At 67.5% G+C, this 26291-nt stretch carries 23 protein-coding genes; 6 read left to right on the forward strand and 17 right to left on the reverse strand.

All coding sequences use genetic code 11. The annotated features are described in order from the left end of the window. Positions 1-49 precede the first annotated feature (49 nt). From PHR85_RS12530 to PHR85_RS12550, 5 genes are read right to left on the reverse strand one after another with little or no spacing between them, the layout of a single operon-like run. Positions 50-940, reverse strand: a complete 891-nt coding sequence (locus PHR85_RS12530) for a transporter (protein ID WP_300054747.1) — start codon at positions 938-940, stop codon at positions 50-52. Between the two features lie 43 nt (positions 941-983). After that, complete coding sequence (locus PHR85_RS12535) at positions 984-2534, reverse strand: FAD-binding oxidoreductase (RefSeq protein ID WP_300054748.1); 1551 nt, start codon at positions 2532-2534, stop codon at positions 984-986. A gap of 16 nt (positions 2535-2550) precedes the next feature. Then, positions 2551-3069, reverse strand: coding sequence for a hypothetical protein (locus tag PHR85_RS12540; RefSeq protein WP_300054749.1), 519 nt, complete (start codon positions 3067-3069; stop codon positions 2551-2553). An 11-nt stretch (positions 3070-3080) separates the two neighbouring features. Then, positions 3081-3368, reverse strand: a complete 288-nt coding sequence (locus tag PHR85_RS12545; protein WP_300054750.1) for a cytochrome c — start codon at positions 3366-3368, stop codon at positions 3081-3083. Between the two features lie 53 nt (positions 3369-3421). Then, positions 3422-4873, reverse strand: a complete 1452-nt coding sequence (locus tag PHR85_RS12550) for an aldehyde dehydrogenase (protein WP_300054752.1) — start codon at positions 4871-4873, stop codon at positions 3422-3424. Between the two features lie 155 nt (positions 4874-5028). Between PHR85_RS12550 and PHR85_RS12555 the strand changes: the two genes are divergently transcribed. Next, a complete protein-coding gene (locus PHR85_RS12555; RefSeq protein ID WP_300054754.1) occupies positions 5029-6000 on the forward strand; it encodes a helix-turn-helix domain-containing protein in 972 nt (323 codons plus the stop codon). A gap of 7 nt (positions 6001-6007) precedes the next feature. Here the strand turns inward: PHR85_RS12555 and holA are convergent, their stop codons facing one another. Further along, positions 6008-7060, reverse strand: coding sequence for a DNA polymerase III subunit delta (gene holA, locus PHR85_RS12560; RefSeq protein WP_300054756.1), 1053 nt, complete (start codon positions 7058-7060; stop codon positions 6008-6010). Between the two features lie 43 nt (positions 7061-7103). Here holA and rocF point away from each other — a divergent pair, with 43 nt between their 5' ends. Beyond that, positions 7104-8051 (forward strand): arginase, encoded by a 948-nt coding sequence (gene rocF, locus PHR85_RS12565; RefSeq protein WP_300054757.1) that lies wholly within the window; start codon positions 7104-7106, stop codon positions 8049-8051. Positions 8052-8069: 18 nt separating this feature from the next. On the opposite strand, the gene PHR85_RS12570 is transcribed toward rocF, so the two are convergent. After that, the gene (locus tag PHR85_RS12570) at positions 8070-9545 is read right to left on the reverse strand and encodes a PLP-dependent aminotransferase family protein (protein WP_300054759.1); all 1476 of its coding nucleotides are present in this window, start codon (positions 9543-9545) and stop codon (positions 8070-8072) included. Between the two features lie 183 nt (positions 9546-9728). Between PHR85_RS12570 and PHR85_RS15240 the strand changes: the two genes are divergently transcribed. Continuing rightward, positions 9729-10031 (forward strand): DUF2917 domain-containing protein, encoded by a 303-nt coding sequence (locus tag PHR85_RS15240; RefSeq protein WP_367278747.1) that lies wholly within the window; start codon positions 9729-9731, stop codon positions 10029-10031. Here the strand turns inward: PHR85_RS15240 and lptE are convergent. Genes lptE through PHR85_RS12595 form a run of 5 tightly spaced genes read right to left on the reverse strand, consistent with a single transcriptional unit; the run spans position 9935 to position 17987 of the window. Next, entirely contained in the window at positions 9935-10543 is a 609-nt protein-coding gene (gene lptE, locus PHR85_RS12575; RefSeq protein ID WP_300054760.1) for an LPS assembly lipoprotein LptE, read from the reverse strand. The genes PHR85_RS15240 and lptE overlap by 97 nt on opposite strands. 5 nt (positions 10544-10548) lie before the next feature. Further along, entirely contained in the window at positions 10549-13368 is a 2820-nt protein-coding gene (locus PHR85_RS12580; protein WP_300054761.1) for a leucine--tRNA ligase, read from the reverse strand. A gap of 54 nt (positions 13369-13422) precedes the next feature. Next, a complete protein-coding gene (locus PHR85_RS12585; RefSeq protein WP_300054763.1) occupies positions 13423-16581 on the reverse strand; it encodes an MASE3 domain-containing protein in 3159 nt (1052 codons plus the stop codon). A 38-nt stretch (positions 16582-16619) separates the two neighbouring features. Continuing rightward, positions 16620-17429, reverse strand: a complete 810-nt coding sequence (gene dapB / locus PHR85_RS12590; protein WP_300054765.1) for a 4-hydroxy-tetrahydrodipicolinate reductase — start codon at positions 17427-17429, stop codon at positions 16620-16622. Between the two features lie 6 nt (positions 17430-17435). Next, the gene (locus PHR85_RS12595) at positions 17436-17987 is read right to left on the reverse strand and encodes an outer membrane protein assembly factor BamE (RefSeq protein WP_300054767.1); all 552 of its coding nucleotides are present in this window, start codon (positions 17985-17987) and stop codon (positions 17436-17438) included. 173 nt (positions 17988-18160) lie between these two features. Here PHR85_RS12595 and fur point away from each other — a divergent pair, with 173 nt between their 5' ends. Next, positions 18161-18598 carry a ferric iron uptake transcriptional regulator gene (gene fur / locus PHR85_RS12600; RefSeq protein WP_300054768.1) on the forward strand — a complete coding sequence of 146 codons (438 nt, stop codon included), beginning with the start codon at positions 18161-18163 and terminating at the stop codon, positions 18596-18598. A gap of 16 nt (positions 18599-18614) precedes the next feature. Here fur and hprK read toward each other — a convergent pair whose 3' ends face one another. The 3 genes from hprK to raiA all read right to left on the reverse strand — a co-directional run bounded on the left by hprK (position 18615) and on the right by raiA (position 20512). After that, positions 18615-19568 carry an HPr(Ser) kinase/phosphatase gene (gene hprK / locus PHR85_RS12605; RefSeq protein ID WP_300054770.1) on the reverse strand — a complete coding sequence of 318 codons (954 nt, stop codon included), beginning with the start codon at positions 19566-19568 and terminating at the stop codon, positions 18615-18617. A gap of 10 nt (positions 19569-19578) precedes the next feature. Beyond that, entirely contained in the window at positions 19579-20049 is a 471-nt protein-coding gene (locus tag PHR85_RS12610; protein WP_300054772.1) for a PTS sugar transporter subunit IIA, read from the reverse strand. 130 nt (positions 20050-20179) lie between these two features. Further along, positions 20180-20512 carry a ribosome-associated translation inhibitor RaiA gene (gene raiA, locus PHR85_RS12615; protein WP_300054773.1) on the reverse strand — a complete coding sequence of 111 codons (333 nt, stop codon included), beginning with the start codon at positions 20510-20512 and terminating at the stop codon, positions 20180-20182. A 402-nt stretch (positions 20513-20914) separates the two neighbouring features. Here raiA and corA point away from each other — a divergent pair, with 402 nt between their 5' ends. After that, positions 20915-21901, forward strand: a complete 987-nt coding sequence (corA, locus tag PHR85_RS12620) for a magnesium/cobalt transporter CorA (protein WP_300054775.1) — start codon at positions 20915-20917, stop codon at positions 21899-21901. Positions 21902-21943: 42 nt separating this feature from the next. Here corA and PHR85_RS12625 read toward each other — a convergent pair whose 3' ends face one another. Together PHR85_RS12625 and PHR85_RS12630 are read right to left on the reverse strand one after the other, a co-directional pair. Further along, positions 21944-22699 (reverse strand): 5'-methylthioadenosine/adenosylhomocysteine nucleosidase, encoded by a 756-nt coding sequence (locus PHR85_RS12625; RefSeq protein WP_300054777.1) that lies wholly within the window; start codon positions 22697-22699, stop codon positions 21944-21946. 7 nt (positions 22700-22706) lie between these two features. Next, positions 22707-24425: an AMP-binding protein gene (locus PHR85_RS12630; RefSeq protein WP_300054778.1), complete on the reverse strand. Its 1719-nt coding sequence runs from the start codon at positions 24423-24425 to the stop codon at positions 22707-22709. Positions 24426-24562: 137 nt separating this feature from the next. Between PHR85_RS12630 and PHR85_RS12635 the strand changes: the two genes are divergently transcribed. After that, positions 24563-25978 carry an ATP-binding protein gene (locus PHR85_RS12635; RefSeq protein ID WP_300054779.1) on the forward strand — a complete coding sequence of 472 codons (1416 nt, stop codon included), beginning with the start codon at positions 24563-24565 and terminating at the stop codon, positions 25976-25978. Positions 25979-26291: the final 313 nt, after the last annotated feature.

Below are 26291 nucleotides of genomic sequence, written 5' to 3' on the forward strand. Positions count from 1 at the left end.
GGTCTGGGGGGAGCTGGTGCGCGAAGGACAACGCGCAGCTCCCCGCGAGTCAGAACGGCTTGACCAGGCTCAGACGGAACAGGTTGCCCTTGGGCTCGGGGCCGCTGCCAGCCTCGACGCTGAACTCACGGTAGGCAGCGCCCTTGAGGAACAGGCCCGCCGAGGCGACCGGGTACACCAGCTCGGCGCCCAGCGCATGGCGCTCGGCCTTGCCCGGAGCGGCGGCACTGCCCTTGTCATTGCTCAGCTGCCACTGGCTGTAGCCCACCACGCCCAGCGAGTAGGCGCCGTAGTTCTTGCCCACGCCCCACTCCAGCGACAACTGATCGCCCGGACGCACACCATTGTCCTTCTTGCCGTTGTACTCGTAGCGGAACAGGGCCGAACCGGAAATGGACTTCTGCTGGTCGAAGTAGTAGGTCACGCCACCGGTCAGCATGGTGGACTTGTAGCCCTTGCCAGCAGCCGCGGGTCCATCGGTGCTGGCATTGTCCAGCCACAGGCCGGCGGCGGCCACGGCATCCCATTGAGTACCATGCCAGCCCAGCACCAGCGGTCCGACGTACACGTCGCCCACGCCGCTGTCGCTGGCGTCCAGGCCGGCAGCCTTGATGTCGAGCGAGGTCTTGATGACGGGAATGATGGTCTCGAAGCCGTAGTCGGCGCCTAACAGCTTGGTGTCGGTGATGTGGACAAAGCGGTTGGCCAGCGCCGTGACGGTACCGGTGTTGCTACCCGGCATGTCGCTGTCGCTGCCGGGCGCGCGGAAACTCTGGATGTCGTAGTTGACCAGATAGCCCAGGTAGTAATTGCCCGCCGGCGGCACGCTGGAGCCCTGCAGGCCCTCGACGCCGGTGACGTAATGGCCTTCGGCCTGCGCGGCTCCGCCCGCCAGCGTGGCTGCCAGGGCCAGGACGCCGGTCATTGTGTTGAATTTCATATGTCTCCTCTGCACCCCTTGCGGGGTGATCCTCAATCCCGCGTCAGATGTTGATGCCGCTCTTGCCCGGTGACAGGATGCCGTTCGGGTCCAGCGCGCGCTTGATCTTGCGTTCGACCGAACGCTTGACCGGGCCGTAGCTCTGCGCCACACGTTCCTGGAAGGCGGTGTTGACACGGTAGACGGCGTAGCCTTCCTTCTCGAACTCGTCGAGCAGTTCGTTGAAGCAGGCGTTGGCGCGCTTCGTTTCCTCCTCGCTGGTGCGGTCGTACAGCACGTCGATCACGTGGTGCATGTCGCGCCAGCCGACGATGAACTCGCCGACATAGTCCAGGCCATGCTTGTTCAGGATCTGCTTGGCCAGCGCGTACTGCTTGTCGCACTCGCTGCCACGGGCCTGGCTGACCGGGGCGAACCACATCGAGCCACCGCCGCCACGCCAGTTGTAGAGGCCGAACTCCTGCAGGTTGGGCACGCCCGACATCAGCTGCGCGCGGTACTTGAAAGGCTGGGTGTCGCCAGCTTCTTCCTGCGTGACGATGCGGCCCTTGCCGGCGCGCTTGATGGTCTCGGTGACGATCTTCCAGTTGACCTCGACCTGCTCCGGCGAACCGTACAGCGCGCAGTACACGTTCCAGGCACCCAGGTGCTTGTCCTTGCGGATCTGCGCCAGCACGGAGTCCGGCGTGGCGCCCGGCTCGGTGATGTAGTCGGAGCGGCGCACGCCGCAGGTGGCGGCTTCCCACAGCGTGCCGGCGATCACCACCGCGTTCGGGATGATGTTGGCGATGCGCAGCGGGCGCAGCATCTCGACGATCTCGTTGATGTCGGCTTCGTTGTCGAACTTGATCTCGAACGGCTTGAACACCGGCGGCTTGGGCATCAGCCAGAAGCCCATCTTGGTGCAGATGCCGTAGTTGGACTGGGTGAACATGCCGTCCAGGGTCGGGCCGTAGCCCCACTTGAAGACCTGCCAGGCCTTGTCGCCCTTGACGCCGCCCATGCCGGTGCGCAACACGTCGCCGTTGGCCAGCACCAGCTCCATGCCGCACTGCATCAGGAAATGCTCGCCGTAGGGGGTGTAACCGACGCCGCGGTCCATCGTGTTGCCGACCGGGCCGGCGATCGCCGACGGCGCCGAGAACGACAGCATCAGCGGCAGCTTGTTGTCCTCGATGTAGTCGTAGAGCTGCTGGTAGGTCACGCCGGGCTCGACCAGAGCGGTGCACAGCTCGGGATCGATGTGGATGATCTTGTTCATCTTCTTCAGATCGAGCACGATCTGGCCGCGCTCGACCGGCGCGGCCGAGCCGTAGCCGAAGTTGCGGCCGGTCGAGATGGTCCAGACCGGGATCTTGTACTCGTTGCAGATCTTGACCACGGCCTGCACCTGCTCGACGCTGGTGGCGGTGACGACGGCCGACGGCTGGTGGCGCGCATCGGGCACCGACATCATGACCTTGGTGTAGGGCCGCAGATGCTCGGCCGAGGTCAGCACTTGATCGGCACCCAGGGCCGCGCTGAACTTCTTGATCGCCGCGTCGAAACGGGCTTCGGAAACGCCCTTGGGCAGGGCCTGGTATTTGCTTGTCATGGAATCTTGCTCCTGTTCAGATCACGCAGCGCAGTGCGACATAGGCGCTGCCGTTCTCGTGCACGCGGCCGGCGGTGACCGCGGCGTCGGCACCGGCCACCAGGGCCTGGCCCAGCGCGCCGGCCCGTTGCTGGCCGGCGCTGCCAGCGCCGATGCGGTGGTGCTCGACCGACAGCACGCGGCCACCGGCCGAACGCACCAGGTCCAGCACCAGGACGGCGGCGGCATCGTCGAGCAGTCCGACCAGCAGGGTCGGGGTGTCGTCGTTCAGCAGCCTGTCGAGCTGCTGGTAGGTCGCCGCCTCCAGGCCTTGCAGCGGCGGGTTGACCAGGGCGCCAGCGGGCTTGGCGGCGGCGTTGCGCACGCCGGCCAGGAAGGCCGCGTCGAGCGCGCCACCGCTGACCAGCGGGGTCACGCGGGCGGCGGCGTCAGCGAGCGGTGTCGCCGCGCTGGCGCTTGCCTGCGCCCAGGGCATGGCGGCCAGCAGGCCGGCGGCGGCCAGGCCTTTCAGGACAAAACGTCGGTCGGTGCTCATGGCGGCTCTCCTCAAGGGTTCTTGACCGGCGTGCTGGCCAGATAGTCGGCCAGCTGCTGCAGCGTCGCGTCGTCGATGTCGGTCACGCGGAAGGCGGGCATGGCACGGTTGCCGTTGCGCGCGATGCTGACATAGGTGATCGCGGGCAGACCGCGGCCCGTGATGACGGGGCCGGTGCCCACCTCATGGCACTTGGCACAGATCTTCTGGTAGTACTGCTGGCCCGCGTTGACGGGCTGTGCCGCCACCGGCTGGACCGAGGCCAGCGCCAGTGCGGCCAGGCCCCAGGTTGAAGTCATCTTGCTTATCAATTGCTGCTCCTCTGTGATGTGTTGGCTCGGAATCGACCGGATCAGAACGGATAGTGACGCGGCTGGTTCTGGATCGTGATCCAGCGCAGCTCGGTGAAGGAATCGATGCCGGCCTGGCCGCCGAACTTGCCGTAGCCAGACGACTTGACGCCGCCAAACGGCATCTGGGCCTCGTCGTGCACGGTCGGGCCGTTGAGATGGCAGATGCCGGACTCGATGCGACCGGCGACCTGCCAGGCGCGCGAGACATCGCGGCCGAACACGGCGGCGGCCAGTCCGAACTCGTTGTCGTTGGCGCAGGCCACGGCCTCCTCGACGCCATTGACGCGCACGATGGCCTTGACCGGGGCGAACGACTCCTCGCGGTAGATCTCCATCGCGGGCGTGACATGGTCGAGCAGGGTGGCCGGCATCAGGGTGCTGTCGGCCTTGCCGCCGCACAGCAGCTTGGCCCCCTTGCCCAGCGCGTCGTCGATCAAGGCGTTGCAGCGCTCGACCGTCGCCATATCGACCACCGAACCCAGCACCACCGGGCCCAGGCGCGGGTCGCCCAGCGGCAGGCTTTGCGCGCGCGCCGTCAGCTTGGCGACGAACTCGTCGGCCACGGCCTGATCGACGATCAGGCGCTCGGTCGACATGCAGATCTGGCCCGAGTTGGCGAAGGCGCCAAAGGTCGCGGCGGCGACCGCCGCGTCGATGTCGGCGTCGTCGAGCACCACGAACGGCGCCTTGCCACCGAGTTCGAGCACGGCCGGCTTGAGGTACTTGGCGCAGGTCTGGGCGATCAGCTTGCCGACCTTGGTCGAGCCGGTGAAGTTGACCCGGCGCAGCGCCGGATGCGCCACGATGGCTTCGACCACCGCGCCGGCATCGGCCGGGGCGTTGGTGACGAAGTTGACCACGCCGGGCGGCAGGCCGGCTTCCTGCAGCGCCTCGATGATCAGGCCGTGGGTGGCCGGGCAGAGCTCGGAGCCCTTGAGGATCACGGTGTTGCCGCAGGCCAGCGGGGTCGAGATGGCGCGCACGCCGAGGATCACCGGCGCGTTCCAGGGCGCGATGCCCAGCACCACGCCAGCGGGCTGGCGCACCGCCATCGCGACGTTGCCCGGCACATTGGACGGAATCACCTGACCGCTGATCTGGGTCGTGAGGGAAGCGGCTTCGAGCAGCATGTCGGCCGCCAGATGGACGTTGAAGCCGGCCCAGATGCCGGAGGCGCCGGTCTCGGCGGCCATCGCGGCGGCGAACGCCTCGCCCTTGGCTTCGAGCGCCTGCGCGGCCTTCATCAGCAGCACGCGACGCTCGCCCGGCCCCATGGCGGCCCAGGCCGGGAAGGCCTTGGCCGCCGCGTCAACGGCCGCCTGGGCGTCGGCCACCGTGGCGGCGGGGGCTCGGGTCGCCACGCTGTGGTCGAGCGGGTTGCGGCGCTCGAAGGTGGCGCCATTCGATGCGGCGCGGGCTTGGCCGCCGATCAGCATCTGGATCTCGTTCATTTCTGTCATCCCGAAAAATCTGAAGATGGCCGAATGGTAGGCAGCCGGGGGGGGCAGGGCTTTTCCCGGAGTGCACAAACCACTTGACTGACAGCGCACGAAGACTAGGGAATCCCCGTCTTGGCATGGCGCCAGGAGGGATTGATAATCGAATCATGCTGAACGGTCAAATGTTCTCCACCGATGAACTCCCCGAGGGCGAGCAGGCCGGGGCGTGGTGCGACTGGATGTCCAAGATGTTCTTCGGGCTCGAATCCGATCTGTACGGCGCCGCGCGTTTCGACGGACAGCTCAGCAGTGCGCGCGCCGGCGAGGTGTTCATGACCAAGCTGGAAGCCAACCGGCACCGGGTCATCCGCAGTCCCCTGCTGGCGCGGACGAGCGAAGCCAGCTATGTCAAGATCGTCGCGCCCTGGCAGGGCATCGCGGCGGTCGAGCAGCATGGCCGCCAGGCCTGGGTCAAGCCGGGCGGCTGGGCCATCTATGACACCACCGGCAGCTACGAGGTCGCCAACCCCGAGCGTTCGCAGCACCTGATCGTCATGCTGCCCAAGGAGCAGCTGGCCGAGCGCGGCCTGCGCCTGGATTCACTGATGGGCCGCCATGTGGGTGGCGTCAGCGGCATCGCGCGCGTGACACTCGAGGCCATGCGCAGCACCTACCAGGAGCTGCCCAGCATGACGCCGGAAGCCGCGCGCGGCGCTGGCGACCTGATCCTCGAAATGGTGCGCCTGTCGCTGCAGGAGCTGGCCGGGCGGGGCAACGCGACCACCCAGCTGGAGGCGTTCAAGGACCGCATCCGCGACTACATCGGCCTGCATCTGCGCGACCCGTCCTTGTCGATCGACCGGATCGCCCAGGTGCTCAACTGCAGCAAGCGCCACCTGCACAAGGCCTTCGCCGACGAGGAGGTCACGCTGGCGCACTACATCCTGCAGCGCCGGCTGCAGGCCTGCATGCGCGACCTGCGCAATCCCCGGTACCAGCCGCGCACGATCACCGACATCGCGTTCTCCTGGGGCTTCAACAACGGGGCGCATTTCAGCCGCGTGTTCCGCGAGCACGCCGGCCTGTCGCCGAGCGATTTCCGCGCCGCCTCGCTGGCGGCGGGCCTGCTGCCGCGATGAAGGTCGGCTAGCGCGCCATGCTGCCCCGGCAGACCGACAGCGCCAGCCGGTGCAGCGCCTGCCAGGGATCGGCCGGCCAATCGGCATCCTTCAGCCCCTTGACGATGCCATCCACCTTGTGCGCGTCCTGCAGCCACTGCGCGAGCTGGGCCGGGTTCAGGCGTGGCAGCACGCGCTCGAAACGCTTTTCCTTGGCGCCCCAGACCCGCTGCTCGCGCAAGGCCAGCGGCAGCGGCTTGCCCTCGGCGACCGCGCGCTTGACACGATTCAGCGCGCGGATGTCGTCGGCCAGCGCCCAGTGCACCAGCACGGCGGCCTCGCCCTCGGCCTGCAGGCCGTCGAGCATGCGCTGCACCCGCGCGGGCTGGCCGTCGAGCACGGCCTCGGCCAACTTGAACGGGTCGTAGCGCGCGACGTTGAGCACCGCGCTCTCGACCTGCTCGAAGCTGAGCTCGCCCTGCGGATGGAGCAAGGCCAGTTTCTGGATCTCCTGGTGCGCGGCCAGCAGGTTGCCCTCGACCCGATCGGCCATGAAGGTCAGGGTGCGCTGGCCCGGCTCGCCCGAGGCGACGCGCTGACCCTGCTGCTGCAGGCGCTGCGCGATCCAGCCCGGCAGCTGGGCGCGCTCGACCGGATCGATCCGCACCGTCACGCCATGGGTGTCGAGCGCGCCGAACCAGGCGCTCTTCTGGGTCGCGGCATCGAGGCGCGGCAGCAGCACCAGCGTGAGCGTGCTGTCGTTGCCGGCCGCCCCGGCGGCGATCTGCTGCAGCGCGGCCGCCCCCTCCTTGCCCGGCTTGCCCGAGGGGATGCGGATCTCGATCAGCTGCTTGTCGGCGAACAGGCTCAGGGCTCCGCCGGCGGCCATCACCGCGCTCCAGTCGAAATGCGCGCCGGCGACGATGAAGACGCTGCGCTCGCTGTGACCCTGCGCGCGCGCGGTGGCTCGAATCGCGTCGGCCGCCTCCTGCTGCAGCAGCGGATCGTCACCGTGCAGGGTGTAGAGGGTTTTCAGCCCGCGCTGCAGCAGCGCGGGCAATTGGAGGGCGGGGACTTGCATCGCGTTTGATTGTAGAGTGACCCATCACCGCGAGGAGAATGTCATGGACCCCCGCCCCACCGTCAGCCTGATCGGCGCGCCGACCGACATCGGCGCCAGCCTGCGCGGCGCCTCGATGGGGCCGGAGGCGCTGCGGGTCGCCGGCCTGGCGGCGGCGCTCGAACAGCGCGGACTGCTGGTGCTTGAGCAGGGCAACCTGGACGGGCCGGCCAACCCCGACCAGCCGCCGCAAGACGGCTACCGCCATCTGGCCCAGGTAATAGCCTGGAACCGGCGCGTGCACGAGGCCGTGCTGGCCGAGCTGCGGCGGGACCGCTTGCCGCTGCTGCTGGGCGGCGACCACAGCCTGGCGATCGGCTCGATCAGCGCGGTCGCGCGCCATTGCCGCGAGCGCGGCCGGCGCCTGCGCGTGCTCTGGCTCGACGCCCATGCCGACTGCAACACCCGTGAGCTGACGCCGAGTGGCAATCTGCACGGCATGCCAGTAGCCTGCCTGTGCGGCCTCGGACCGCCCGGATTGACCCGGCTGGGGGGTGAAGGACCCGCGCTGCAGCCCGGGCAGCTGCGCCAGCTCGGCATCCGTAGTGTCGACCCGGGCGAGAAGCGCCTGGTGCATGAGCAGGGCCTGGAGGTCTACGACATGCGCTACATCGACGAACATGGCATGCGCCACGCGATGGAGCAGGCGCTGCTCGGTGTCGACGCGGACACCCATCTGCATGTCAGCCTGGATATCGACTTCCTGGACCCGGAGATCGCGCCCGGCGTCGGCACCCCGGTGGCGGGCGGCCCGAACTACCGCGAGGCCCAGCTCTGCATGGAGATGATCGCCGACAGCGGCCGGCTGTCCAGCCTGGACCTGATGGAGCTCAACCCGGCGCTCGACGAGCGCAACCGCAGCGCGCGGCTGGCGGTCGACCTGATCGAGAGCCTGTTCGGCAAGAGCACGCTGATGCGGCCGCGCACGCGGGTCAGATCCGTCGGGAACTGAGCGCCCGCTCCGTCCCACTCATGGCGCATCGCCCTGGCGCCTGGCCAGTTCTCCGATCCGCGCCAGTGCCCGCCGTTCCATATCGGTCCAGGCGCCGGCAAAGCTCAGTCGCAGACAGTGGCGGAAGCGGTCGGTCGCGGTGAACAGCGCGCCCGGCCCGAAGGTGATGCCTTCGGCCACGCAGCGCTGGAACAGGGCCATCGAATCCAGCTGTCCGGGCAGCTCCACCCACAGGGTGTAGCCTGCCGACGGATCGCTGACCCGGGTGCCACGAGGAAAACTGTCGCTGATCAGACACCGCGCCTGTTGCAGCCGGTCTTTCATGATTGCGCCCAGACGGCGCATGCGGGCCTCGTAGCCAGCCTGTGACAGCAGGTCGGCCAGCGCCTGCTCCAGCACCACATTGGTCGGGCCGCCCTGGACCCGTTTCAGCATGCTCACGCTGTCCTTCCAGCGCCCGGCCTCGACCCAGCCGAGGCGCAGCCCGGGCGCCACGGTCTTGGAAAACGAGCCGCAGACCATCACGCCGCCCTCCTGGTCGAACGCCTTGGCAGCCTTGCGCCGCTCGTCCGCGGCCAGCAGGTCGTTGAAGACCACGTCCTCGATCAGGGGAATCTGCCGGCTGGCCAGCATCTGCACCAGGGCGCGCTTGTCCGCGTGCTTCATGACCGCTCCGAGTGGATTGGACAGGGTCGGCACCGACAGCACGACCTTCACCGGCTGCGTATCGAGTGCCAATTGCAAGGCCGGCAAGGACAGGCCCTGCTTCGGATGCGTCGGCACTTCCAGCACACGCAGGTTCAGGGATTCCAGCAAATCCAGGAAGCCGAAATGGGTCGGCGATTCCAGCGCCACCACGTCGCCGGGCTTGGTCACGGCCCGCAGACAAAGCCCGACCGCATGAATGCAACTCGACGTGATGATGAGGTCATCGGCCAGCAGCTGGCAGCCCAGGTGCAGGGCACGCCGGGCCACGGCCTCGCGCAAGGCCAGCGTGCCCGGCGAGTCGCTGTATTCGATCAGACTGTGGCGATGGATGCGGGTGGCCCGCGCCAGCGCGACACGGACGCGATCGTCATCGAAGAACAGGGGGTCTTTCGGACAGGCACCACCAAAGCTGACCACCGGGTAGCCCGCCCCGAAGCTCACCTCCTGGCACTGGGGCTGGAACACCGCGATGGTTTCGGTGCGGCTCTTGCGCTGCAGCACCAGACTGTGCCTGGGTGGGCGACTGACCGCGGGCAAGGCTGGCCGGCGGCTGCGCGGGGCCACGAAATAACCCGCTTTCGGCCGGGCTAGCACCAGGTGGCGCTCCTCGAGCCAATGGAAGGCTTGCACCGCCGTGGAAACCGAAACCCCGTTCTGCGACGCCAAGTCGCGCAGCGATGGCAGACGCTGCCCGACCCGGAATACCTGGGCGTCGATCATCTGCCCGATCCTCTGCCCGATCTGGGCATACAGAGGTGTCTTGACCGATGACGACGTGTTGCTCATGCGGGCTATTGTGCCGAATCCGGGCCCTGAAACGGCAAGGTGGAACAGTACAGATCGACGCCGGCTCGAACCACACAGATCGGCGCCCCATCGGGGCTGACAGGCTGCGAATCGGGCCGCGTTGTGGCTTTCCGCCGGGGTGCAGCCAGAGGACAGTGGAGCCATGCCGGAAGGAACCCGCTCATGACCTCTTCACCATCCCCGTTCGAACTGTGGCCCGGACAGGCCAGAACCCTGGATACCGCCTCAGGCCTGCGTCTGCAGGTCTGGAGCGGTCGACTCTGGGTCACTGCCGCGGGCGATCCGAACGACTATTTCGTGTCGGCTGGCCAGGGCCTGACACTGGGCCAAGGCCAGCTGGTGGTCGAAGCCGACGCCGGACCGGCTCGCTACTCGCTCAGCCGCCCGGCTGGGGCACTGTCGAGCCTGATCGCCGCCAGCCGACGCATCAGCTGGCGCACGGTAGCGGACTGCATGTCACGGTAGAGCAGTTCTTCCTCGACCTGCTTGCCAAGCACCAGCGACTCGTCGTAGCTGAGCTCGCGTTCCTGCAGCAGCTCGACGTCGTCGATCAGGTCACGGCCCTGGCCGCTGCGGACACGGAACTTGAAGCGCACGCGCAGCTGCAGCTCGCGCACCTGGCCGGTCGCGGTGACGCCGACCACGGCGCGCTCGCGCTGCTCGCTCAGGACCGTCAGCTCGACATCGGCCGGCGGCAGCGACTGGTTCGGCCGTGCCGGCTCGACGATGCGCACGCCACTGGCGATGAGCTGGGCGCGCAACTCGCGCCCGATCTCGCTGCGTTCCGACAGGTTGGTGCGCAGGCTGGCAAAGGGCAGCTGCAGCGCGCCGCGCAGGCGAAAGCCGCAGCCGGCCAGGCCCAGCGCCAGTCCGCCGGCAGCGGCGGCACGCAGCCAGGCGCGGCGCTCGACCGGCAAGGGCGCGGGATGAGCCGCCAGCAGCGGCCCGGATGACGGAGGCGAGGTCGAGCGGCGCACGGGCTTTACAGCACCACGTTGACCAGACGGCCCGGCACCACGATCACCTTCTTCGGTGTCGCGCCTTCGGCCTGCTTGCGGACCGGCTCGCTGGCGACGGCAGCCGCCTCGATCGCGGCCTTGTCGGCGCTGGCCGGCACCAGGATGGAGCCGCGCAGCTTGCCGTTGATCTGCAGCATCAGCTCGATCTCGTCCTGCACCAGCGCGAGCGGATCAACCCGGGGCCAGGGCGCGTCGAGCAGCTCGCCGAGCTCGCTGGCGTAGCCGAGCCCGCTCCAGAGCTGGTGCGTGATGTGCGGCGTCGCCGGGTACAGGCAGCGCAGCAGGATGCCGAAGCCTTCGATCAGCGCGACCTGGCCGCCGGCCGTGGCGTCGGCATCGAAGCCTTCGAGCGCATTGAGCATCTTCATCGCGCCCGAGACCACGGTGTTGTACTGCATGCGCTGGTAGTCGTAGTCCACCTGCTTGAGCACGGTGTGCAGCTCGCGGCGCAGCGCCTTGGCTTCCTTGCCAAAGGCCACATCGTTGAGCTGGCCGGCCTGCGCCGCGCTCTCGGTCGCCTGGGCCCAGTCGGTGCGCGACAGCTTGTAGCCGAAGTTCCAGACCCGGCGCAGGAAGCGGTAGCTGCCCTCGACGGCGGCATCGTTCCACTCCAGCGTCGCCTCGGGCGGCGCGGTGAACATGGTGTAGAGGCGCGCGGTGTCGGCGCCGTATTTCTCGATCAGGTCCTGCGGATCGACGCCGTTGTTCTTGGACTTGGACATGGTGCCCACGCCCTCGTAGTCGATCGCGGTGCCGACCGGCAGCAGGCCGTCGGCGCTGTCGACCGCGTTCTTGAGCTGGGCGCCGACGATCTTGCCGCCCTCGTCGAGCAGATGCTCGACGTCATGCGGCCAGAAATATTCCTTGGCACCCTTCTCGGTGCGGCGGGAATAGATGTGGTTCAGCACCATGCCCTGGGTCAGCAGCTTCTTGAACGGCTCGTCGACCTTGACCAGGCCCAGGTCGCGCATGACCTTGGTCCAGAAGCGCGCGTAGAGCAGGTGCAGGATCGCGTGCTCGATGCCGCCGATGTACTGGTCCATCGGCATCCAGTAGTCGGCGCCCTCGGCCACCATCGCGTCGGCGTTCTTCGGATCGCAGTAGCGCATGAAATACCAGGACGAATCCACGAAGGTGTCCATGGTGTCGGTCTCGCGCCGCGCCGCCGCGCCGCAGATCGGGCAGGTCACGCCGGCGTGGAAGCCCTCGTGCTTGACCAGCGGGTTGCCGCTGCCGTCCGGCACGCAGTCCTCGGGCAACACGACCGGCAGGTCCTGCTCGGGCAGCGGCACCGAGCCGTGCTGGGCACAGTGGATGATCGGGATCGGCGTGCCCCAGTAGCGCTGGCGGCTGATGCCCCAGTCGCGCAGGCGGAAGGTGGTCTTCTTCTCGCCCAGGCCCTTGGCGGCCAGCAGCGCGGCGACCTGGTCGACCGCAGCCTGGTAGGGCAGGCCGTCGAGCGCGCCGGAATTCACGCACACCAGCGCGCCAGTCTTGTCGGCGTACCAGTCCTGCCAGCGGGTGTCATCGAACGCCTTGGAGCCAGACGGGGCCGAAGCGGCCAGACCGCCGCGCTCCTCAGTCACAAGCTCCGATTCGTCGCGCGGCGGCCTGACCACTCCATCCCCTGCGCCCTGGCTCGACGCCGCCGGAGCCACCCCCACCACCTGCTTGATCTCGATGTCGTATTTCAGCGCGAACGCGAAGTCGCGCTCGTCATGCGCCGGCACGCCCATCACGGCGCCGTCGCCATAGCTCATCAGCACATAGTTGCCGACCCAGACCGGCACCTGTTCGCCGGTCAGCGGATGGGTCACGAGCAGGCCGGTCGGCATGCCCTTCTTCTCCTGGGTCGCGAGTTCGGCCTCGGTCGTGCCGCCCTGCTTGCATTCCTCCAGGAAGGCCGCCAGCGCCGGATTCGTCTCCGCCGCGTGCAGCGCCAGCGGGTGCTCGGCCGCCACGGCGCAGAAGGTCACGCCCATGATGGTGTCGGCGCGCGTGGTGAACACGTAGAGGTGGCCGTCCTGGATCGGGTTGCCGTCATGGCCACGGATCTGGTGCGGGAAGGCGAAGCGCACGCCGCTGCTCTTGCCGATCCAGTTCTCCTGCATCAGGCGCACCTTGTCGGGCCAGCCGTCGAGCGTCGCCCGCTCGTTGCCGAGCTGCACATGCTGCAGCAGCTCCTCGGCATAGGAGGTGATGTTGAGGTAGTAGCCCGGGATCTCGCGCTTCTCGACCGGCGCGCCGGTGCGCCAGCCGCGACCGTCGATCACCTGCTCGTTGGCCAGCACGGTCTGGTCCACCGGGTCCCAGTTCACGACCTGGGTCTTGCGGTAGGCGATGCCCTTTTCGAGCATCTTGAGGAACAGCCACTGGTTCCACTTGTAGTACTCGGGCTGGCAGGTCGCGATCTCGCGCGACCAGTCGACCGCCAGTCCCATCGCCTGCATCTGCTGCTTCATGTAGGCGATGTTCGAGTAGGTCCACTGCGCCGGCGGCACCTTGTTCTTGAGCGCCGCGTTCTCGGCCGGCAGGCCGAAGGCGTCCCAGCCCATCGGCATCAGGACGTTGTAGCCCTGCATGCGCAGCTGGCGCGTCAGCATGTCGTTGATCGTGTAGTTGCGCACATGGCCCATGTGCAGCTTGCCGCTCGGGTACGGCAGCATCGAGCAGGCGTAGTACTTGGGCTTGCTGCCGTCCTCGCTCACGCGGTAGGCGTCGGACGCCGTCCAGTGGGCATGCGCGGCGCGTTCGATCTCTTGGTGCTGGTATTTGTCTTGCATGGCGGTATTGGCAACAAAAACCGGGCATCTGTCGCCCGGCCAATGGATGGCATTTTAGGCCGTTGTCTTCACGACGCGACCGGGCAGCCAGCGCAGCATGACGGCACGCAAGGCCTCATAGAGGAGCGGCTTGGTCAGGAAGTCGTCCATGCCCGCCGCGATGGCTTGCTGACGGTCGGCCTCATAGGCATCGGCGGTCAAGGCGATGATGGGCAGTCGCGCGCGTTGCCCGCTGCCTTCCCATTCGCGGATGGCCCGGGTGGCCGAGCGGCCATCCATCACCGGCATCTGGATGTCCATGATGACCAGGTCGAAGGCCTGGCTGCCCCGCACCGCCGCGACGCCTTGCTGCCCGTCCTCGGCGACCGCGACTTCCAGCCCCATCTTGCGCAGCATGGACTGGATGATGATGCGGTTGGTGGCGTTGTCCTCGACGACCAGGATGCGGCCCGTCAGCCGCTCGGCCTTGGCCTCGTCGCCAGGGGCGACGCCGGTCCGGGCGAGCTGGCGATGCTCCTCGACGGCGGCCACCGTGTCGAGACAGACCTGGAACCAGAAGCAGGAACCTTGGCCGGGTACGCTCTCCACCCCGACCGTACCGCCCATCAAGTTGGCGAGGCTGCGGACGATCGACAGGCCCAGGCCGGTGCCGCCGTACTTGCGGGTCATCGAACTGTCGGCCTGGGTGAAGGCCTTGAACAGGGAGGGCAGTCGGTCGGCGGAGATGCCGATGCCCGTGTCCGTGACCGCGAACCTGAGCAGGGCCTTGCCATCCGGCGCGGCCTGTTCGCTGGCTTCGATGAGGACCGAGCCTTGCTCGGTGAACTTGATGGCATTGGTGATCAGGTTGGATGCCATCTGGTGCAGCCGATGCGGATCGCCACGATAGTGATTCGCCTTTCCCAACCCGCGGAATTCGATCCTCAGCCCCTTGCTGCGCGCCGAGGTGGCGAAAAGCGACTTGAGCTCGCCCAGCATCCGGGCCGGATCAAAGACGGTCGACTCCAGCACCAGCTTGCCCGAATCGACCTTGGCCATGTCGAGGATGTCGTTCAGCAGGGTCAGCAGCGTCTGGCCGGAATTCAGGATGGTGCGCGCGTAATCGATGCGCTCGGCATCCGGCAGCTCGGGCGGCAACAGCAGCTGCGCCATGCCGAGGATGCCATTCATCGGCGTGCGGATCTCGTGCGACATGGTGGCCAGGAACTGGCTCTTGGCGAGGTTGGCCGCCTCGGCGGCCTCCTTGGCGACCACCAGCACCGACTCCAGGCGCTTGCGCTCCGTGATGTCGCGGCTGGAGGCATACAGATGGAGATGGCCGTCGAGCAGGATGCCCTTGGCGCTGATCTCCACATCGAACAGCGAGCCATCCTTGCGGCGATGGCGGGTTTCGAAGACAGCCGGCTGCTCCATCAGGCGACGGATCCCGGCCACGATCTGGTCCCTGGACAGACGGGTACCCCAGTCGGACAGGTTCAGGCCACGGATCTCTTGCTGCTGGTAGCCCAGCATGCGCGCGAAGGACGGGCTGCATTCCACGAGATTGCCCGCCTCGTCGAGGATATGGATGCCGTCGATGGCCGTTTCCAGCAACACCTCCATGCGAGCCAGGGCATTCTTTTGCGGGGTGATGTCCACCAGCGTGGCCAGATGCAGGTCGCGTCCTGGCAGGGCAGCCGATTCACCGAGCACCGTCTTGAAACTGCCGTCCTTGCAACGGATGCGTACCTCGATCGGCTCGAACGGCGTGCCGTCGCGATTGGAAATCTCGCGCCGAGCCTGCCACTCCTCGATCACCTGCTGGCGGTAGTCCGGATCAGGATAGACCTTGGACCGGAAACCCTCCAGGGTCAGCAGCTCGTTCGCGGTGTAGCCAAAGATCTTGACGAAAGCCTGGTTCACGGAGGCAATCTGGTGCGAGGTGCTGATGAGCATCGGTACCGGCGAGGTATCGATGATCGCACGCAACCTGTCCTCGCTTTCGCGCAAGGTCCGCTCGGTCTGCACCCGCCTGGTGATGTCCTGCACGGTGCCCACGCCCTCGAGCGCCACGCCGTCAGCGCCGCGCCGGATCTCGGCGCGTTCCCTGACCCAGCGTATTTCGCCCGCCACGACAATGCGGTGCTCGATGTCGTACTCGGCACCCGCCACGGCAGCCTGCCACGCTTCGGATAAGCGGAGCCGGTCTTCCTCAAGGACGTAGGACGTGAACAGCCCCAGGCTAACCGGCGTACCCTGCGGGACAGCGAACAGGCGGTAGGTCTCGTCCGACCAGGCGAGCTGCTGGTTCGGGATGTCCAGGTACCAGCTACCGATATGGGCCACGCCCTGCGCCTGATTGAGCTGCCGGCTGGTCTGGAGCAGCCGCAGATTCGTGTCGTGCAGCTTCTGCTCTTCCTCCTTCAAGCGGGCGAAGAGCTGCTCAGCGGGCTGTCGCACGCCGGTCACGACGATCGCCAGATAGACGAACACGGCGGAGAACAGGCGGAAGTAATGCCCGATCTCGTTCGAGAAATCGTGGAAATCGACATACTGGGTGAAGCAGAATTCCGTGATCGCCGCCGACCACAGGGACCCCACGAGCAGCCAGAAAACCTTGTTCGTGAAGTGATCCCGATGGCGCCACAGCAAGGCCATCCCGACCAGCGTCAGGCCGATGATCGCGTATTCCATGACGATCTTGAAGGGCGTCAAGCCCACGCCGTCCTCGAAGGTGGGCGGCAGCCAACCCTTGAGCACGGCGATCACGCCGAGGCCGCCGACCAGACCGAAGGCCAGGGCCGAGCGCAGGAAATCCACCCGACGGCGGATGAGCAGTGGCGCGAGCACGACGGCCACCGCCTCGATCAGACGTGCGATCAGCCAGAACTGGGTCGGATGGCTGGACGTGACACCCGGCAGCAGGGTCATGCCCTTGAAGGTCAGGGCATGGAAGATATCGACGACCCCGATCGCTCCATAGGCCGATCCCAGCAAGGCGAGGTAGCCGCTGGACAGGTGCCGGCGAGTGGTCCAGACCAGCGAGAAAATCGAGAAATTCACCATGATGGCGGTAATCTCGGCCATCGTGTGAAACAGCAGGTAATGCTCGCTGCGCGCCAGCACCATGATCACCAGCGCCAGCCCCAGAAACACCCACAAGCCGAACGGCTCGTGGGGCTTGCTCTCGTCTAGCGGACTGACATGGCCTTGCCTGATGCCAAACATGCTCATGCGGTGCTCTGCAGCCTGGTGAACTGCCCGGGCTTGGCTCAGCGCAGGCTGAGCACGTCGAACATGTCGTAGAGGCCGGTCGGCTCGTCGGCCAGGAAGCGCGCGGCGCGCAGGCTGCCCTGGGCGTAGGTGGCGCGGCTGCTGGACTTGTGCGTGATCTCGATGCGGTCGCCGATGCCGGCGAACAGCACGGTGTGGTCGCCGACGATGTCGCCGCCGCGCACGGTCGCGAAACCGATGCTCGACGGGTCGCGCTCGCCGGTGTGGCCGTAGCGCTCGTAGACCGCGCAGTCCTTGAGGTCGCGTCCGAGCGCGTCGGCGATCACCTCGCCCATCTTGAGCGCGGTGCCGCTGGGCGCGTCGACCTTGTGGCGGTGATGCGCCTCGATGATCTCGATGTCGTAGCCCGTGCTCAGCGCCTTGGCGGCCATTTCGAGCAGCTTCAGGGTCACGTTGACGCCGACGCTCATGTTGGGCGCCATCACGATCGAGATGTGCTTGGCCGCCTCGGCGATCTCGGCCTTCTGCTCGTCGGAAAAGCCCGTGGTGCCGATGATCAGCTTGACGCCATGCCGGACGCAGGCGCGCAGATGCTCCATCGTGCCCTCGGGGCGGGTGAAGTCGATCAGGTACTGGCTGCCAGCCATCGCGTCGAGCTCGGACGCGATCGCCACGCCGCTGGCCTGGCCCATGAAGCCGCTGGCGTCCAGGCCCAGCGCGGGGCTGCCGGCCCGGTCGAGCGCGGCGCTCAGGACACAGTCGTCGGCATTCTGGACGGCTTCGATCAGCATGCGGCCCATGCGGCCGCTGGCGCCTGCGATGCAGACGCGGTGAAGGGAGTTGCTCATGGCGGATTAACGGGATTCGAGAGGCGGATAGCTCGCCGCGGGCGCGGCGGCAGGGGCGGGTTGCTCGGACTCGGCCGGCTGGCGGTTCTTGTCGGCGAAGGCCTTGAGCTCGGCCTCGGTCGCCTGCAACGGCGGCACCTTGTCGCCCTTGCGGCGCACATCGAGCGACGAGACGAACTCCTGCTCGGACGGCAGCGCGTCGGCCTGCACGCGCTCGAGCAGATCCTGGCGGAAGAACACGGTCACCTTGCGCTGCTGCGGCGGCTGGCCCTGGCGACGGAAGGTGAACACATAGTCCCAACGGTCGGCGTGGAAGGCGCTGGCCAGCAGCGACGTGCCCAGGATGCTGCGCACCTGCTCGCGCGGCATGCCGGGCGACAGGGCCTGGACCTGCTCGCGGGTCACCACGTTGCCCTGCAGCACATCGCTCTTGTAGGGCGTCAGCACGCCACCGAGCGAACCGACCGCGGCACCGACCTTGTCCGCGCTGGAGCAGCCGGAGAGAGCCAGCAGGGCCGAAACGGCGACCACGGTGGCCCCCAGTGCGCGGGCGCGCATAGTGCGAGGTTTGAACATCATGTCTCTGCGGTCAATGGGTGAACCCTGCGCGGCCGGGGGCGCATGGCGATATGATCCGAGGCATTGTAGCCCTTGGGGCGAGGCCCAAGCCGGTGCCGGCTCGGACCCCGCCGGGCCCGGGCCCGCGAGGGATCACAGCGAGCCAGCCACCCATGTCCAACATCGAAGAACTCAAGAGCACCGGACTCAAAGCCACCCTGCCGCGCCTCAAGATCCTGGAGGTGTTCCAGAACAGCCGCCAGCGCCACATGACGGCCGAGGATGTGTTCCGCGTGCTGCTCGAGGCCCGCTCCGACATCGGCCTGGCCACCGTCTACCGGGTGCTGATGCAGTTCGAGCAGGCCGGCCTGCTGACGCGCAGCAGCTTCGAGTCGGGCAAGGCGGTCTACGAGCTCAACGAAGGCCAGCACCACGACCATCTGGTCTGCCTCGACTGCGGTCGGGTCGAGGAGTTCTACGACCCCGAGATCGAACGGCGCCAGCATCAGATCGCGCGGGAGCGCGGCTTCAAGCTGCAGGAACACGCCTTGTCGCTGTACGCCAGCTGCGACAAGCCCGACTGCGAACACCGCGCCCGCGCCCGCCGCTGACGGGCGCGCGCAAGCTTCAGCGCATCCCGCGCTCCATCGCCTCGCGCTGGCGCTGCGCGAACTCGGCGTAGGTGTCGATGCCGCGCAGCTGCAGGATGGTGTTGCGCACGGCGGCCTCGACCAGCACCGCGATGTTGCGCCCGGCCACGACCTGGATCACGGCCTTGCGCACCGGCACCCCCAACACGTCCTGGTAGAGCGGCTCGGAAGGCATGCGCTCGTAGTCGCGTTCCATCGTCTCCTTGCGCACCAAGTGCACGATCAGCTTGAGCCGCATCTTGCGCCGCACCGCGGTCTCGCCGAAGATCTGCTTGATGTCGAGCAGACCGATGCCGCGCACCTCCAGCAGGTTCTGCAGCAGCTCGGGGCAGCGACCCTCGATCGTGTTCTGGTTGATGCGGTAGAGGTCGACCGCGTCGTCGGCGACCAGCCCGTTGCCGCGCGAGATCAGCTCAAGGCCCAGCTCGCTCTTGCCCAGGCCGGACTCGCCGGTGATCAGCACGCCGATGCTCAGGATGTCCATGAAGACGCCGTGCAGCGTCGCGCGCTCGGCGAAATGGCGGGCCAGATAGGCGCGCAACACGTCGATCACATGGGCCGATGAACCGCCGGTCGAGAACAGCGGAATATGCGCGCGCTCGCACATCGAGACCAGCGCGTCGGGCGCCGGCTGGCCGTCGGCCACCACCAGCACCGGCGGCTCGAGCGTGACGATGCGCGAGACCCGGCGCCGGCAGTCGTCCTGGCCCGAGTGGACCAGATAGCGCACCTCGCGCTCGCCCAGCACCTGGATGCGGTAGGGATGGATGTAATTGAGGTGGCCGACCAGATCGGCGCTCGAGCGCGCCTGCTGGATCGCCAGCTCGTCGAAGCGGCGCTCGGAAGCGCTCAGCCCGGCCAGCCACTGCCAGCCCAGGCTTTCGCGGTGGTCCTCGAACAGCGCGTCGGCGCTGATGACCTTGGGTTTCATCGCGCGAGGCTCAGGCGGCGCTGTGGACCGACTGCCAGCTGGCGATCAGCTGGTGCAAGGCGGCCGCGTCGGCGCTGGCCTTCATGCGGTCGCGCAGCACGCCGTCGCTGAGCAGCTCGGCGATCTCGGACAGGATCTCCAGGTGCTTCTGGGTCGAGGCCTCGGGCACCAGCAGGAAGATCAGCAGGTTGACGGGTTGTTCGTCGGGCGCGTCGAAGCCGATCGGGTGCGCCAGCTGGAACACCGCGGCCAGCGGCTGCTTGAGGCCCTTGATGCGGCCATGCGGAATGGCCACGCCATGGCCCAGGCCGGTCGAACCCAGCCGTTCGCGGGCAAACAGGCTGTCGGTGACCAGGGCACGATTGAGACCGTGCAGCGTTTCGAACAGCAGGCCCGCTTCCTCGAAAGCGCGCTTCTTGCTGGTGGCGTCGACGGCCACCAGAACTTGGTCAGCAGGCAATATGACAGAGAGTCGATTCATGTGACAGCCTCGGGGGGGAAGCGGAAATTATGCCTAACCACATCAAGCAGACGCGGAAAAACGAAAAAAGCCGCTTGATGCGTCAAGCGGCTTTTCGCGCTATGGGCATTGTGCCACAGCGGGCCGGAACTCACTGCGGGGCGCGCTTGGCACTCTCGTGATGATGCTCCTGCAGCTTGTCCTTGTGGCGCAGCACCTGGCGATCGAGCTTGTCGGCGAGTTCATCGACGGCGGCATAGAGATCGGCGTGCGTGCTCTCGGCGTGGATGTCCTTGCCCTTGATGTGGATGTTGCATTCGGCCTTCTGGCGCAGATCCTTCTCGGTGAGCTTGTCCACCGACAGCAGGACCTTGATGTCGACGACCTGATCGAAATGCCGCTTGATGCGGTCGAGTTTTTCGGTGACATAGCTGCGCAGCGCAGGCGTGACTTCGAGGTGATGACCGCTGATCGTCAGGTTCATACAGGGGACTCCTATGCTCGGATTGACCATGCCGCCGTCCTGGGACAGCGGTGGAAATCGCGATTTCCGACTCCACTATGCCGGCTTGTGCCGGGGCTGGCAAGCGGATTGAGCGTTTTTTCGATCGCCATTTTCATGACCGTTGATCCAGGTCGCCATCCCTGCGCGGCGAGTCGGCAAGGCCCGAAAAAGCGCCGACTCCGATGCCATAATCCGGGTTGAACTCAATACCGGAAAACCCCATGGAAAGCAGCCCCAGTCGCCTGCTTTCAGTGCTGGCGCGGCGCTCCTGAATCCGGCAAGGGCCGGCCGGGGGACCGGGCTGGCGGCTGAAAGCATCCCTCTCACCGCCCTGGCGAACGCCGTTTCGCCCCGCCCCCCATCCGCCCCGGGAGTCCGCCCATGCTCAACGTCTTCACCTTGGCCAACGGCCGTCTGTTCCAGGAAGAAATCGACTCCCTGGAGGAACTGGCCCGCTTCAAGCCGATCTGGGTCGATCTCGAATCGCCCACGCCCGAGGAGCGGCGCTGGGTGCGCCAGCATTTCGGGCTGTCGATCCCCGAGGACGCGATGGACGAGGACATCGAGGAGTCGGCGCGCTTCTTCGAGGAAGACAACGGCGAGCTGCATATCCGCTCGGACTTCCTGATCGATGACGAGGAAAAACCGCGCTCGGTGCGGGTAGCCTTCATCCTGAACCAGCAGAACCCCGAACTCAACAGCCATGGCGTGCTGTTCTCGATCCACGACGAGGATGTGCCGGTGTTCCGCCTGCTGCGCCTGCGCGCGCGCCGCATGCCAGGCCTGATCACCGACGCCAAGGACGTGCTGCTGAGCCTGTTCGACACCGACGCCGAATACTGCGCCGACACGGTCGAGGGCATCTACGACGAGCTCGACGAGGTCAGCCGCCAGGTGCTGGCCGGTGACGTGACGGACAACAAGGCCGGCGAGGTGCTGGCGGCGATCGCGCGCCACCAGGACATGGCGGGCCGCATCCGGCGCAACGTGATGGATACCCGGCGCGCGGTCAGCTTCATGATGCGCACCCGCATGCTCGGCGCCGAACAGTTCGAGGACGCGCGCCAGATCCTGCGCGACCTCGACTCGCTCGACAGCCACACCGCCTTCCTGTTCGACAAGATCAACTTCCTGATGGACGCCACGGTCGGCTTCATCAACATCAACCAGAACAAGATCATCAAGATCTTCTCGGTCGCCAGCGTCGCGCTGCTGCCACCGACGCTGATCGCCAGCATCTACGGCATGAACTTCCAGTACATGCCCGAGCTGACCCAGAGCTGGGGCTACCCGGCCGCGCTGTGCCTGATGGTCGCGTCGGCGGTCGGCCCGATGCTCTACTTCCGCAAGCGCGGCTGGCTCAAGTGAGCGTGGCGGCTGGCCAGCCGCGTGCCCGTGCTGCCCGCTGGCTCACAGCAGCCTGAGCGCGACCTCCAGCATGCGGCCGCTGTAGTGGCGCGCGACCTGCTGCAGGAAGGCCGGGAAGTCGACATGGGCCTGGTCGTCGGCGCGGTCCGAGATGGTGCGCACGGCGCAGAAGGGCACTGAATAATCGTGGCAGACCTGCGCCACCGCGCCGCTCTCCATGTCGACCGCCAGCGCCTCGCGCAGTTCGGCGCGCAGCGCGCGGCTCTCGGCCTCGGTGGCGACGAAGCGGTCGCCGGTGACGATCTTGCCGCTGTGCACGCGCGGCGCCTGCAGGCCGAAGGCCGCGCGGGTGGCGGCGTCGAGCCGCCCGGGCAGCCAGGCGATGGCCTCCTCGGCCGCCTGCCACATCAGCCGCAGCAGGGCCGGATCGGCCGGAAAGCGCGACAGGCCGTAGCCCGGCAGCTCGTGGCGCGCAAACAGCGGCGAGGCATCCATGTCGTGCTGCAGGTAGCGGCTGCCGACCACGATGTCGCCGACCGCCACGCCGTCCCCGATGCCGCCCGCCACGCCGGTGAAGATCACCTGTTGCGGCCTGAAACGCTCCAGCAGCACCGCGGTGGTGGTGGCCGCCGCCACCTTGCCGATGCCCGACAGCACCGCGATCACCTCGTGGCCGTGCAGGCGGCCGCGCCAGAACTGGCGGCCGGCCACGGCAGTCTGGTGCTCGTCGGGCATGAGGGCCAGCAGCTCGGCCAGTTCCTCGTGCAGCGCGCTGATGATCGCGATTCTTTGTCCCATGGCGCGATTATTGCCCCTGGCTGGTCCTCGACCGCTCCAGCTCGGCATCGCGCAGCGCGCGGCGCAGCACCTTGCCGAGCGGGTTCCTCGGCAGCGCGTCGCGGAACTCGATCCGGCGCGGCCGCTTGTAGCCGGTCAGGCGCGTGCGGCAGTGGTCGCGGATCTGGTGCTCGTCGAGCCGAGGATCGCGCCTGATGACGAACAGCCCGACCAGCTCGCCCGAACGCGGATCGGGCAGGCCGACGGCGGCGCAATCGAGCACGCCGGGCAGCTCGGCCACGACCGACTCGACCTCGCTCGGGTAGACCTTGAAGCCGCTGACCAGGATCAGGTCCTTCTTGCGGTCGACCAGGCGGAAACCACCTCCCTCGTCCATGATGCCGATGTCGCCGGTGCGCAGCCAGCCGCCCGGCAGCATGACCCGTGCCGTCTCGTCCGGGCGTTGCCAGTAGCCCGCCATGACCTGGGGCCCGCGGACCGCGATCTCGCCGGGCTGGCCGGGCGCCACCTCGGCGCCGGCCTCGTCGATGCACATCATCTGCGTGCCCGGCAGCGGCAGCCCGATCGAACCGTCGAAAGCGCCGCCGACCACCGGGTTGCAGCTGACCGTGGGGCTGGCCTCGGACAGGCCATAGCCCTCGCAGATCGGGCAGCCGGTGCGCTCCAGCCAGCGGCGCGCCACCTCGGCCTGTACCGTCATGCCACCACCGACCGAGACCAGCAGCTGACTCCAGTCGACCTGGCCGAAATCCGGGTGGTCAAGCAGCGCCCGGAACAGCGTGTCGACGCCCGGGAAGATGTGGATGCGCTGCCTGGCCAGCGTCCGGATCATCGAGCGCAGATCGCGCGGGTCCGGAATCAGCACGAAGCGGCCACCATCGTGCAGGCACAGCAGCATGCAGACCGTGAAGGCGAAGATATGGTGCAGCGGCAGCGCACAGACGTAGCAGACCGGCTCGCCGGGCGGCAACCGGCGCAGCGCCGGAGCGTTCCAGGCGCCGGACTGCAGCACGTTGGCGATCAGGTTGCGGTGCAGCAGCAGCGCCCCCTTGGGCACGCCGGTGGTGCCGCCGGTGTACTGCAGCAACGCGGGGTCATCGGGGCCGAGCTCGGGTTGGTTCAGCGGCAGGCGGCGGCCCCGCGCCAGCGCGTCCTGGAAACGCAGCGCCCGCGGCAGCTGGTAGGGCGGTACCCGCTGGCGCACATGGCGCAGCATGAAGTCGACCAGCGCCCCCTTGAACGGACCCAGCATGTCGCCGACGGCGCACAGCAAGACATGCCGCACCCCGGTGCGCGCCAGGCAGGCCTGCAGCGTGGCGGCAAAGTTCTCGAGCACGACGATGGCGCTGGCGCCCGAATCGCGCAGCTGCTGTTCGAGCTCGCGCGGCGTGTAGAGCGGGTTGACATTGACCAGCACGCAGCCGGCGCGCAGGATGGCGGCCACCGCGACCGGGTATTGGGGCAGATTGGGCAACATGACCGCGATGCGCTCGCCGCGCCGCAGGCCCAGGCCCTGCAGGCAGGCCGCCAATGCGCGCGAGTGGCGGTCGAGTTCGGCATAACTGAAATCGCAGCCCATGAAGCTGCAGGCGGTGCGGTCCGCATGGCGAGCAAAGCTGTGCTCCAGCAGCTCGACCAGGGAGCGGTACTGGCCGGGGTCGATGTCGGCCGGCATGCCGGGCGGGTAATGGGCCAGCCAAGGGCGGTCGGCGGCAGTGATGACCATGTCGTCTCCGGTATCTCGTACAGGCTTGAGCGAGTCCCGCCTGGCCCGGCAGGCCGGACGCTGGCGCAGCCCATTATCGCCACGGGCCAGCACGCGGGCTACCGGTTTTTTCCGACGGAATTTGCTAGATTCGCACCATGCAGCAAGAGCCCCACCCGTCCGCCTCCAACTCGCCGGCAGCCCGCGCCGCGCAGCCGCACCAAGCCGGGACCGCCTGGCCGGCCGAACGAGCGCGGGCGATCACCTGCCTGCGCGAGGCCATCACCGCGCTGCAAGCCCCTGGCGTCCCGGCACCCGCCGCTGCGGAGGCAGACGATCTGCTGCAGCTGGTGGCCAACCTCGCCCGCCAGGGGCGTGAATGCGCGGGCGCCAGGCTGGAGCTCGAACGTGCCTGCGCGGCCGCCGAAGCGGCCAACCGGCGCAAGAGCGAATTCCTGGCCAACATGAGCCACGAGATCCGCACGCCGATGAACGGCATCCTGGGCATGACCGCCCTCGCGCTGGAAACCGGACTCGACGCGCGACAGCGCGAATACCTCAGCATCGTCAAGAGCTCGGCCGACGCGCTGCTGACCATCATCAACGACATCCTGGACCTGTCCAAGATCGAGGCGGGCAAGTTCACGGTCGAGCGCGTGCCCTTCGCGCTCAAGCCGCTGATCGACGACGCCGTCCGGCTGGTGGCGACACCAGCCCGCGACAAGGGCCTGGCCCTGGTCTGCGAACTGGCGCCCGAGGTCCCCGAGGTCGTGCTGGGTGACCCGACCCGTCTGCGCCAGGTCCTGCTCAACCTGCTGTCCAACGCCATCAAGTTCACCGCCCAGGGCAGCGTCGATCTGGATGTCAGCGTGACCCGGCAGGCCGACGGCAGCGAGCGACTCAGGTTCACCGTGACGGATACCGGCGCCGGCATCGCGCATGAACAGCAGGCCTTGTTGTTCCAGCCCTACGCCCAGGAGAACGACTCGACCGCGCGCCACTTTGGCGGTACCGGCCTGGGCCTGAGCATCTGCCGCCACCTGGTCGAGCTGATGGGCGGCAGCATCGGCTTCACGAGCGAGCCCGGGCTGGGCAGCCGCTTCTGCTTCCTGCTGCCCTGCCGGCGCGAGACCCTGCCCGAGGCCGGCTCACTGCCCACCAGCGGCCCGCCGCCCAACCAGCCCGAGCGGCGCACGCGCGCCAGCCGGGTGCTGCTGGTCGAGGATCACCCGGCCAACCAGAAGCTCGCCATCTGGCTGCTGCAGCGCCAGGGCCATCAGGTCACGCTGGCCGAGAACGGCGCCGAGGCCGTGCGCCTCATGACGGCGTTGGCCTTCGACGTCGTGCTGATGGACGTGCAGATGCCGGTGATGGACGGCTTCGAGGCCACGCGCCGGATCCGCGAGCAGGAGCGCCAGCGCGGGGACAAGCATCACCCCATCATCGCGATGACGGCCGGCGCCATCGTCGGCGATCGCGAGAAATGCCTGGCGGCCGGCATGGACGACTACATCTCCAAGCCGATCACGGCCCAGGTGCTGCTGGCCAAGCTCGGGTATTGGCTGGGACGCTGAATGGCGCACCGTCGGGCCGGATCGTGCCGCATCCCTCCCGCCGTTGTCGTGACACAACAATGATGGAAACGAGGCAATCCACATTCCACCCTACGCATAGACTGGGCTCATTCATCATGTGCTGGAAACCCCCAGCAATTCTCAATTTGCGCTCAAGGAGGAGCAGGCGGAGGCTGTGGCCCCTCGGTCAGGCCCAGGATCATGAACTCGATCATGGCTGCCAAGCTGGGAAAGTGGCAGTAGGTGGTGAGTGCGCGCATGTCGTCAAACAGGCGCCGGCGGCAGGCGATGAGTTCGCGCAGATGCGTAAAGC

The organism is Malikia sp. (assembly GCF_028687635.1).
In the GTDB taxonomy this organism is placed as follows: domain Bacteria; phylum Pseudomonadota; class Gammaproteobacteria; order Burkholderiales; family Burkholderiaceae_C; genus Malikia.